Below are 10,093 nucleotides of genomic sequence, written 5' to 3'. Positions count from 1 at the left end.
TTATTACTTTTTTTTCGGTTTGACACACTTTTTTGAACGTTCCCTTGCTAGTTATTGTAACATCACTTTAATTTGGTTGTGTTTTACTAAAAAAACTTTAGATTTATTTTGTAATTGATACTTAAATATAATGACACAATCTTGGAATTTATTGCAGAAAGGCCAAAAGGAAGGCTATAAAATTGCGTATATCAATGCTCGTATTATTGACCCGGAAACTAAACTTGATATAAAAGGTTCATTGTTAACTGAAGGGGATAAAATTGTTGATTTTAGCGAATCATTACTTTCAACAAGTGGAGTTGATGAAACAATAGACTGTAAAGGGCTTGTTCTAATGCCAGGACTTATTGACATTCACGTGCATTTTCGTGAACCAGGTCAAGAGCATAAAGAAACTATACATACGGGTAGCAAATCTGCAGCTGTAGGAGGCGTTACAACTGTAGTTTGCCAGCCAAACACTGTTCCAGCGATTGATAGTGTTGTCTTGGCTAAATATTTGAAATATAGAGCACTTGAAACTTCACATGTGAATGTTGAATTTTACGCCAAAATTACCACTTCGGAAGAAAAATTAACTGAAATAGCGCTTTTAAAGGAAGCAGGTGCGGTTGGGTTCACCGATGATGGTATGCCAGTTATGAATCCAATGATTATGAGACAGGCACTGCTTTATTCAAGTATGCTTGGTGTTCCTATTGCTCAACATGCAGAAGATTTAAATCTATCTGCTGGTGGCGCAATTAATGAGGGTAAGATTTCTGAAGAATTGGGAGTAAAAGGAATCTTGAGTGCATCAGAATCGGTTATGGTAACTCGTGATATACTACTAATGAAGGACATAGAAAATGTACACTACCATATTTTACATGTCTCTTCAAAAGATTCACTTGATGCTATTAAACGAGCAAAAGATTTGGGGTTAAATGTTACATGTGAAGTAACTCCTCATCACTTTACTTTAACTGAAGATATAGTAAAGCAACATGGAGCAATCGCAAAAATGAATCCGCCACTTCGTACAGAGGAAGATCGTTTAGCTATGATTGAAGGTTTAAAGACAGGTGTGATTGATTGTATTGCAACCGATCATGCTCCGCATGATCTTAGTTCTAAAGATTTGCCACTTGAAAATGCTGCATTTGGTATTGTTGGCCTTGAAACAATGCTGCCCATTTCACTTGAACTATATCACAGTGGACAAATGGGTCTACTTGATGTGCTTGCAAAATTGACATATAAGCCTGCAGATATCATACATGTGCCACGTGGCCGCATACAGAAAAACCTTGCAGCGGACTTAATTTTAGTTGATTTGGATCATGAATGGAAAATTAAAGTTGACAACTTTGCTAGTAAATCAAAAAATTCCCCTTTCGATGGACGCAAAGTGAAAGGGCGCGTAATACGTACCGTTGTGTCTGGCAAAACTGTATACTTACGGAAGAGTTAGTTATCATATAGTTGTGCTTTGAATTTCAACCAATTGTAGAGATTGAATATAAGTGGTAAAATATAGCCACTGAATAAAAAATATATGCTAATTAGTACGACATCGGAGCTGGAGAATGCATGTGAAGAATTGATGGCAAAAGATCCAAAATTTATAGCAGTGGACACAGAGTTCATTAGAAACAATTTAACCTACTATCCTAGATTATCACTAATTCAAATTTCTTACGGAGAGAAGAGTTTTATTGTAGATGTGTTAGTACCGGGAATTGACTTATCGCTTATTAAGAAAATAATGCTGAATCGAGAAATAACCAAAGTTTTTCATAGTTGTCGGCAAGACATAGAATCCTTACTCACCGTGCTTAAATGTGTTCCTACTCCCATTTTTGATACCCAAGTTGCTGCTATGTTTTGTCATTATTATCACGACTTTATTGGTTATTCAAAAGTAGTAGAGCAATATCAGGGGGTAGCGCTGGATAAAATTAAAGCTAAAAATTCAGACTGGTTAAAACGGCCATTATCTGAGGATCAATTAGATTATGCAGTAAATGACGTGATACACCTATATGACCTACACCAAATATTGTGCAATAAACTTGAAGAAAATAATAGGATAGGCTGGTTTCAAGAAGAGATGGAATCAATAGTTGACGTTAATAAGTATTTGCATAATCCAAAAGATGCATGGAAGAGGATTAAATTTAATTATGAAGCAAATCCAAGGTTGATGTTAACTGTTAAAGCAGTTAGTGAGTGGCAAGAGACCTTAGCACAGCGTTACAATATAAATCGTAATAAGGTAGTCAATAATGCCGTAATAACTGGTTTAATTGAAAAAAACGTGGAACATATTGATGACATTTTAGATGACCTTAAGAGAAACACAAATATAAAAGAGGAAGATTTATTAGAATTTATAGATATTTTCAATGAGAATGAGAAGGAATTTGTGCAGCAAAATTATACTCTGTCAGATAATTATGATAAATCTGTATTTGATATACTCTCGATTATTTTGGAGAGCAAATGTAAGGAAAATAACATATCAAGAAAGTTAATTTCATCAAAAGATGAGTTAGCTGGCTCAATATCTGGGCAGATAGATAAACTATTCAAGGGATGGAGATATGATTTTTTCGGCAGATCAGTAGAATCGTTTTTGAATGCAGGCTCAAGGTTTGAAATTTTAACGGTAAAATCTGCTGATAGTATAGCTAAGATTCGGAGTAATCTTGTGGAGAATAACCGTATCACGTGTTAAGGTCTAACGAGTTTATTATATCTTTCACTTGAGAAAGAACATTTGCACTGGTATCGATGATAAAGTCGCTCATTTGCTTTTTTTCTTCAATAGGTAGCTGAATACTAGACATTAGATCCAGCTTTTTTTTATCCATATTACGCTCACTAAGCCTTTGAGCTTGTACAGTGCTATCTGCATGGATAAAAACAATAAAATCGCAATATAAACGGAATCTCGTTTCCAGTAGGAGTGGAATGTCTAGGACTAGGAGTTTTCTGTCGTTTTCTTTCTCCTGAGCAATAAAAATTGCTAATTCACTCTGCACAGCAGAATGCACTAAAGATTGAAATTGCTTCCAATTTTCATCGTAGGCCAAAAAATATTTAGACAATACTGCTCTGTCTATTTCACCATTTACTATCACCCCAGGAAATTTTTCTTCTGCGTAACTTATTATGTTTTTGTTTACTTTATAAAGCTGGTGCATGACAGAGTCGGCATCAAACAAAGCGGCACCAAATTCTTTAAAGCAATTGGCTACAAAGCTCTTTCCAACTGCAATCCCACCTGTTAAACCTATGATCATATAGCAAATTTCTTATAAAACTATATTTATAGCATCTCCTATGCCTATTTAAAACTGAATGCATAGGTATAAAAAAGAAAAGCTATTATTTTTTTAGTAATTCAGTAAAATAGATTGAAAGATTAAGAGGAAATTTTGAAAGATAAGATAAAAAAGATAGTGATTTCAGGGAAAAAAGTCTGGCCAATCGTCGAGGGCGGTAAAGGCATTGCAATCAGTGATGGAAGATCAAGTGGGGCATTTGCTGCAGCAGATGCTGTTGGTACGTTTTCTGGTGCAAATGCTAAACTTATTGATGACAATGGTGAGTTGGTGCCGCTGATTTATAGAGGTAAAACAAGAAATGAAAAGCATGAGGAATTAATTAAGTATAGTATTGAGGCTGGAGTTAGTCAAGCAAAAATAGCGAATGAAATATCAAAGGGCCGTGGAAGAATACATATGAATGTGCTTTGGGAAATGGGAGCAGCAGAACAAGTCCTTCATGGCATATTAGAAAAAGCAAAAGGCTTAGTTCATGGCATCACTTGCGGTGCTGGTATGCCTTACAGGCTTGGAGAAATTGCAGCTAAATATCAAGTTTATTACTACCCTATTATCTCATCGGCGCGCGCTTTTAAAGCGTTGTGGAAACGTGCTTACCAAAAAATATCTTCTTTTTTACTTGGTGGAGTAGTATATGAGGATCCGTGGCTTGCTGGTGGTCACAATGGACTCAGTAATAGTGAAGACCCAGAATTACCGCAGGCTCCATTTGAAAGAGTTGCAGAGCTTAGATCTTTCATGAATGAGGTCGGTCTTTCTGAAACGCCAATTGTTATGGCGGGGGGAGTGTGGAATTTGAAGGATTGGGAACATTGGTTTGATAATTCGCAAATCGGACCGATAGCTTTTCAGTTTGGCACTCGTCCACTTTTAACAAAAGAAAGTCCGATTTCTACGGAGTGGAAAAAGAAATTACTCACTTTAGAAGAAGGTGACGTATTTTTAAACAAATTTAGTCCGACAGGATTTTACTCATCTGCAGTAAGAAATAGCTTCATACATGAGCTACAGGAACGAAATTCACGTCAAATAAAATTTTCAGAAAGTGCGAGTGGAGGGTTTAATAATGAATTTGCAATAGGTAGCAGAGGTAGAAAGATTTACCTCACTGCAAAAGACAAAGAGCTAGCAAATGCATGGATTAAAGCAGGGTATACAGAGGTAATGAAAACTCCAGATACAACTGTTATTTTTGTGACACCAGGCAAATTTGCGGAGATAAGACAAGATCAAATTAATTGCATGGGATGTTTGAGCCATTGTCTGTTTAGCAATTGGAAAGATCATGGTGACCATTCAACAGGGCGAAAGCCAGATCCACGGAGTTTCTGTATACAAAAGACACTGCAAAACATTGTACATGACGGCAATGTTGAAAATGAACTTATGTTTTCTGGACACAATGTGTACAAATTTAAGCAAGACCCATTTTATGAGAATGGCCACGTACCAACAGTAAAGGAGCTGGTGGAAAGAATATTGACAGGTTTATGACTAACTTGACAAGAAGACATTATTCTATATAATTTATAGTAATAACTGTTTATTAATTTAATCTTAATTTGAGGAGAATATCTATGTGCGATAGTGTTTTAAAAAGGTATGCACTTGCCTATATAAAAGAAAATGGCAGTGACGAGAATGTTCAAGAATTTTTAAGTTCTCGTGGTATGCAAAATATTGATAACTGGAGTGATAAAAATTTTGAAAATGCGTATAAGGAATTTAGGTGCTATAACCCAACTAATGAACACAATATAGGAAGTGATCGACATGATAGTAGGCAACAACCTACAAGCCCTCAGGTTACACACGTACATGTACACAATAATAGAGGTTTAGATTTTTGGGATTATTTTCTACTGCGTAGCCTATTTAGTGGTAATACTACAGTGATAAATAACCTTGGTTCCGGTATCAGTAACCAGCCAAGCAGAGAAGATAAGAAAAAAGACGCAGAAGACAACAGGAAATTATTAGCTTTAGGGATAGTAGCTGTAGTTGCGTGTGTTGCTTTCCATGCTTTAATGTGTGTTTGGTACAACAGCAGCGAAAAAACGGCTAGAAAGTCAGAAAAGGTAGATTACCTGGATAATAAACTTAAAATGTTCAGAAATATAGAATTTGCAGTTGGTGCAATTTCTTTAGCAGCTTTAATAGGTTGCGCTATTAACCCAGTCTTACCAGTTTGGGGTTTAGTCATTCTTGGCATTAATTCTCTTGTGTGTCTTGCTGGTGGCTTGGCTTTTCATATGAAACATGAGAAAGAGTCAGAAAATATTAAGAAGGCTGAAGAAGCGGTAGATTATTATCATAAACCAGGATCTGGGCATAGCTCTGGAGGTTCTTCTCATGATGCACCACCTCCTTACGATTTTAATACTGCTCCAACTGCTCCTCCTCAAGGTGTATTTAATAATTCTTACCCGGAGCAATGTGTTGGAGGTTATGGACCTTACTCTAACTAAAGCGTAAATCACTTACAGGATACCGCTGCAAAACGCAGCGGTATAATGGCTTTTCAGATTGCTTGTACGATAGGATATATATTGATTTTTATTACTAGTGCAGATACGATAAAGCTTTAAGCACTACAAGATGGAGCAATTTGAGAGCTTTTACATCACTACGCCAATATATTATGTAAACGACAAGCCACATATCGGCCACGCATATACTTCCCTTATCTGTGATGTTACAGCTAGATTTATGAAATTAGCTGGAAAGAACGTTAAATTTACTACTGGTACAGATGAACATGGACAAAAAATTGAAAAAGCAGCTAAAACAAAGGGAATAGAGCCAAAAGAATTTACAGATGAAATAAGTGTTACATTCAAAAAATTAGCTGAGCTAATGAACTTTGATTATGATGATTTTATTCGCACCACAGAAGAACGTCATGAAAAGGCAGTTATAGCTCTATGGAATAGGCTTGAAGAGAGAGGACAAATATATCTGGATTCTTACTCAGGTTGGTATTCAGTTCGTGACGAAGCGTTTTATCAGGAATCAGAGTTGATAGATGGCAGGGCACCAACAGGTGCTGAAGTTCAGTGGATAAAAGAAGAGAGCTACTTTTTTCGTTTGTCAAGTTGGCAAAATAAATTACTAGAGTTATACGCAAATCAGCCGAATTTCATCTTTCCTGAGAGCAGAAAAAACGAGGTGGTATCGTTTGTAAAATCAGGACTTACTGACCTTTCGATTTCTCGTACTAGTTTTAATTGGGGAATAAAAGTACCAGGGAATTACAAGCACGTAATTTACGTTTGGATAGATGCGCTCACTAACTATCTCACGTCAATAGGCTTTCCTAATATAGAAGATGAGGAATATAAGAAATTTTGGGCAAACTCTTTTAACGTTCATGTGATCGGTAAAGACATATTGCGTTTTCACGCTGTATATTGGCCAGCTATTCTTCTTGCAGCAGATTTATCACTGCCAAAGCAAATTGCAGTTCATGGTTGGTGGCTAAACGAGGGAGAAAAAATATCCAAATCCCTTGGTAACGTTATAGATCCAATTGGTCTGGCAGAAGAGTTTGGTGTTGATCAACTACGCTATTTTCTCCTTCGGGAAGCAAGTTTCGGTCAAGATGGTAATTTCAGTAAGAAGAACATGATCAGCCGCATAAACTCAGAGCTGGCAAACAATATAGGCAATTTAGTGCAAAGAACAATTTCATTTCTGCACAAGCAATGCTCTGGAATTGTACCAGCAGTTGATCGCAACTTGCTTAAAGATGATGAGAGTTTACCAAATTGTAAAGCCATAATTGATCAAGTGATGGATCATCTATCAAAGTATGAATTTAACCAGATTATACTACTGATTATCAATATCTCTTCCAAGGCCAATGCTTACATAGATAAAAGTGCACCCTGGACGTTAAGTAAAACCGATAGAAAGCGCATGGATTTAGTAATTTACAAACTACTCGAATACATCAGAATAATTGGTATTTTATTGCAGCCAATTATTCCAAAATCAGCAGAAATGATGCTAGATCAATTGCAAATTCCAAAAGAACAACGCAACTTACAATCTCTGTGCAATGCGTGCGTAAGCTTAGGCATTACACTGCCTAAATCTACGCCGATTTTTTTGAGGATCGATATTTAAAGAATCCTTGGTAAGCCGTTACAAGACTAGACTGAGTTGGCCGTTCTGTAGTTAGCCTTTTTAATTCAACAGAGTCAAAAAAAGTGCCTTGGCGTTTTGATGTATCTATACCGTTATCTACTTTGGAAGAAATGATTGAGATGCACCGAAATTATTTTTAGCACTCTTAAAAGAAGAATTTAACATTTCGTGAGACTCATCAACTTTACTTTTCAACATAGTCTGTGGAGTAGGTACATGGTGAGCAGATGGTAAATTTACAGTAGAATTACCATCTGCTTGGCCTAGATGTGCCTGCTGCTCAGATAATCCAGAAGCAGGATCTAAAGTACATACGGGAGTTGGAAACAACTTTGATGCTAAAGCTGCTACTATAACTGATGCGTACGTTGCAATACTACTAAATTTTACAATCTGAGTTGTTCTATCTTTTAGTTTCGGTTGATCACCTGTTTCTTTTGCTACTGCATGCAATTTTGGTTGATTACCTTCTTCTTTAAATAAATTGCTAAGAGCTTCAGAATCTAAAACTTCTTCTTGATTTCTTTTTTTATGCTCTTGATGCATTTTCTTAGCATCTTCATCAGAATTAATAATGTATTATACCTTTTTATCTAGTTGTTTTTGCATTTTAGCTTTTTCTTTGGCATTTTGAGCATCTAAACAAGAAGAAGTAATTGTTAGCTCTTTGCAGTGCAGCTGAAAGCGCAAAAACTAGAGCAGAAAATACGGCACCACTAATAATAAATGGAAGGCCAACACTTAACGCTGCAACTGGAGCTAAGAAACTAACATAAGGAGCTGCAGCAAACACTCCTGATGCTAACAAAGTTGCTATAGCTAAAGTTACTACCCCTTTTTTACAGTAAAGGTAGCAAAAAAAGCTACAAATCTATGTAGTATTTAAACTCGCTCCTACTGGGACCTGAACCTAATCCACTACAACATATCAGAAAACATTATCTCTATTTTTTCTGGTTACACACTGAATTTTTTCTCAGCATAATGATTATGAGATTGCTTTTTAGCTTGGTTTTACTCAACTAAAGCTAAGTTATTAGAAATTACCTGGTTTATTTGAGCGTTAGCAATATGAGTATCTTGTTGTCTACATTTAGTACAATACATAATAGATGCAGCTCCAATAGCAGCTCCAACACAAGCAGCTCCAGCAATTAAGGCAATTTGATTAAAGTCTTTGTTATAACCTTGGTTAAATCCTTCACTGTAGCCTTTTTTGTAGCCCTCCATATAACCATCTTCATAACTTTTTTGTTGTGCAAAAAAACCATAAGCGTATGTAAATAATGCTCCTCCTGCAGCGTAAAATATACCCTGTATTCCAGGTTTGATTATGTCTGGAACAAGCCTAACGCCATTCTTTATTTCTTGTACTATAGAAATTGTTGTTAAGTTCTTTATGTTAAAATCATTGATATTCATTGCTTTTTGTAAAAAAATTAAGCTATATACTTTATATCTTAACATTAATTTAGTTTTAAAACAAATTAATATTTTAATATAAGTTTTCTCTTTTGTAGAGAATCTGCTTTTTCTTGTTTTGTATGAACTTAGAAAATTTTTATTGTCCCAAATTTGGGAGAAAAACCCTGGACCATCCTTTTAAGAATATAATTTTAAGGTGAAAAATCTCAAAGAATGTGGAATATTATAGAAAAAGCAGTCACTCTGTATATATGTCACATAGTGTGGATAACAAAATATCGATATCCAGTATTAGTTGGAGATATTGGACAGAAAGCTAAAGAAGTTGTACAAGAAGTATGTGCAAATAATCAAGTAGAGAGGTAGAGTTGCGTCAACATGTATACGTTTCTGTACCCCCATACTTAAGTATTAGTAAGTTAGTGCAGTTAATAAAAGGAAAAAGTTCCAGAAAAATCCACCAAAACTTTCCAGAGCTGAAAAAAAGATACTGGGTTATGGGCATTTGTCAGGACTAGCGGAAATGTAACTGACGAAATGATAAAAATTATATTGAAAATCACTTTAAAAAAGAAGATAAATTTGGTAAGTCGAAAGTTAGCATTATATGCTCTCTCTCAATCTTTGGATTTCAATCCATAGTGGTTGAATCTAAATAGGTGAATTTACGTTACCTAAATTAGTTACTTGTGATGAAAAATATATCAGCAAATTTTCAATCAACAACAGCTAAAGACCTTTCTGCAACGTTGATTTCTCTTATATCTGTAACTTCGTCATTCTGATTAAACGAAATTTGCAGGGACTTACTACTATACTTCCTTTTTCCTAAAAAGTTGGCTTGTTTAATTTTATATGAGATATAGTACCAAACATTGTCATCGAACTTTGATACTAATGTTGGTGATCCTAAAGTGTGAACCACTTTTTCTTTATCGTCACCTACTTTTATCTTGCTCCACAATTCAACACTAATGCCAGGAGCTCCGTGATTGTGAATAGTGTGAGTGCAGCTCACTGTAAATAATAAAATAAAAGATATTAATACTCGCATTTCTGTTGATAAATTGCTTGAAGCTATAATACACTAATAAATTATCTGCCGTCAAATTTCAAAAAAGTTAAATTGACTGATTCTCAATATCACTTAATATAATATTTACTTTAGAAAATAATAGGTGTCT

The 10,093-nt window shown here is 35.3% G+C and carries 10 protein-coding genes and 1 pseudogene; 6 read left to right on the top strand and 5 right to left on the bottom strand.

The window, feature by feature from the left end; all coding sequences use genetic code 11:
* Window positions 1-130 precede the first annotated feature (130 nt).
* Together JR312_RS02280 and JR312_RS02275 are read left to right on the top strand one after the other, a co-directional pair.
* The gene (locus tag JR312_RS02280; RefSeq protein WP_264331111.1) at window positions 131-1,456 is read left to right on the top strand and encodes a dihydroorotase; all 1,326 of its coding nucleotides are present in this window, start codon (window positions 131-133) and stop codon (window positions 1,454-1,456) included.
* Between the two features lie 84 nt (window positions 1,457-1,540).
* Window positions 1,541-2,722 carry a ribonuclease D gene (locus tag JR312_RS02275; RefSeq protein WP_416647620.1) on the top strand — a complete coding sequence of 394 codons (1,182 nt, stop codon included), beginning with the start codon at window positions 1,541-1,543 and terminating at the stop codon, window positions 2,720-2,722.
* On the opposite strand, the gene coaE is transcribed toward JR312_RS02275, so the two are convergent.
* Window positions 2,712-3,290: a dephospho-CoA kinase gene (gene coaE, locus JR312_RS02270; protein WP_416647619.1), complete on the bottom strand. Its 579-nt coding sequence runs from the start codon at window positions 3,288-3,290 to the stop codon at window positions 2,712-2,714. The genes JR312_RS02275 and coaE overlap by 11 nt on opposite strands.
* Window positions 3,291-3,425: 135 nt before the next feature.
* On the opposite strand from coaE, the gene JR312_RS02265 reads away from it, so the two are divergent.
* From JR312_RS02265 to metG, 3 genes are all read left to right on the top strand, one after another.
* On the top strand, window positions 3,426-4,829 hold the full coding sequence (locus JR312_RS02265) for an NAD(P)H-dependent flavin oxidoreductase (RefSeq protein ID WP_416647618.1): 1,404 nt from the start codon (window positions 3,426-3,428) through the stop codon (window positions 4,827-4,829).
* Between the two features lie 83 nt (window positions 4,830-4,912).
* Window positions 4,913-5,803: a hypothetical protein gene (locus JR312_RS02260; RefSeq protein WP_416647617.1), complete on the top strand. Its 891-nt coding sequence runs from the start codon at window positions 4,913-4,915 to the stop codon at window positions 5,801-5,803.
* Window positions 5,804-5,933: 130 nt separating this feature from the next.
* Window positions 5,934-7,463, top strand: a complete 1,530-nt coding sequence (metG, locus tag JR312_RS02255) for a methionine--tRNA ligase (RefSeq protein WP_416647616.1) — start codon at window positions 5,934-5,936, stop codon at window positions 7,461-7,463.
* A 117-nt stretch (window positions 7,464-7,580) separates the two neighbouring features.
* On the opposite strand, the gene JR312_RS02250 is transcribed toward metG, so the two are convergent.
* The 3 genes from JR312_RS02250 to JR312_RS02240 all read right to left on the bottom strand — a co-directional run bounded on the left by JR312_RS02250 (window position 7,581) and on the right by JR312_RS02240 (window position 8,906).
* Window positions 7,581-8,030 carry a hypothetical protein gene (locus tag JR312_RS02250; protein WP_416647615.1) on the bottom strand — a complete coding sequence of 150 codons (450 nt, stop codon included), beginning with the start codon at window positions 8,028-8,030 and terminating at the stop codon, window positions 7,581-7,583.
* Between the two features lie 64 nt (window positions 8,031-8,094).
* Window positions 8,095-8,292 (bottom strand): hypothetical protein, encoded by a 198-nt coding sequence (locus JR312_RS02245; protein WP_416647614.1) that lies wholly within the window; start codon window positions 8,290-8,292, stop codon window positions 8,095-8,097.
* Window positions 8,293-8,498: 206 nt separating this feature from the next.
* On the bottom strand, window positions 8,499-8,906 hold the full coding sequence (locus JR312_RS02240; RefSeq protein ID WP_416647613.1) for a hypothetical protein: 408 nt from the start codon (window positions 8,904-8,906) through the stop codon (window positions 8,499-8,501).
* Window positions 8,907-9,124: 218 nt separating this feature from the next.
* Between JR312_RS02240 and tnpA the strand changes: the two are divergent.
* Window positions 9,125-9,568 (top strand): annotated as a pseudogene (tnpA, locus tag JR312_RS02235) (IS200/IS605 family transposase).
* A 56-nt stretch (window positions 9,569-9,624) separates the two neighbouring features.
* Here tnpA and JR312_RS02230 read toward each other — a convergent pair.
* Window positions 9,625-9,963 (bottom strand): outer membrane protein assembly factor BamE, encoded by a 339-nt coding sequence (locus JR312_RS02230; RefSeq protein WP_006013961.1) that lies wholly within the window; start codon window positions 9,961-9,963, stop codon window positions 9,625-9,627.
* Between the last annotated feature and the right edge of the window lie 130 nt (window positions 9,964-10,093).

This window comes from Wolbachia endosymbiont of Nasonia giraulti, from assembly GCF_048054155.1.
Taxonomy (GTDB): Bacteria; Pseudomonadota; Alphaproteobacteria; order Rickettsiales; family Anaplasmataceae; genus Wolbachia; species Wolbachia pipientis_C.
The sequence above is the reverse complement of the archived record's forward strand: the minus strand, read 5'-3'. Positions and strand labels throughout refer to the sequence as shown.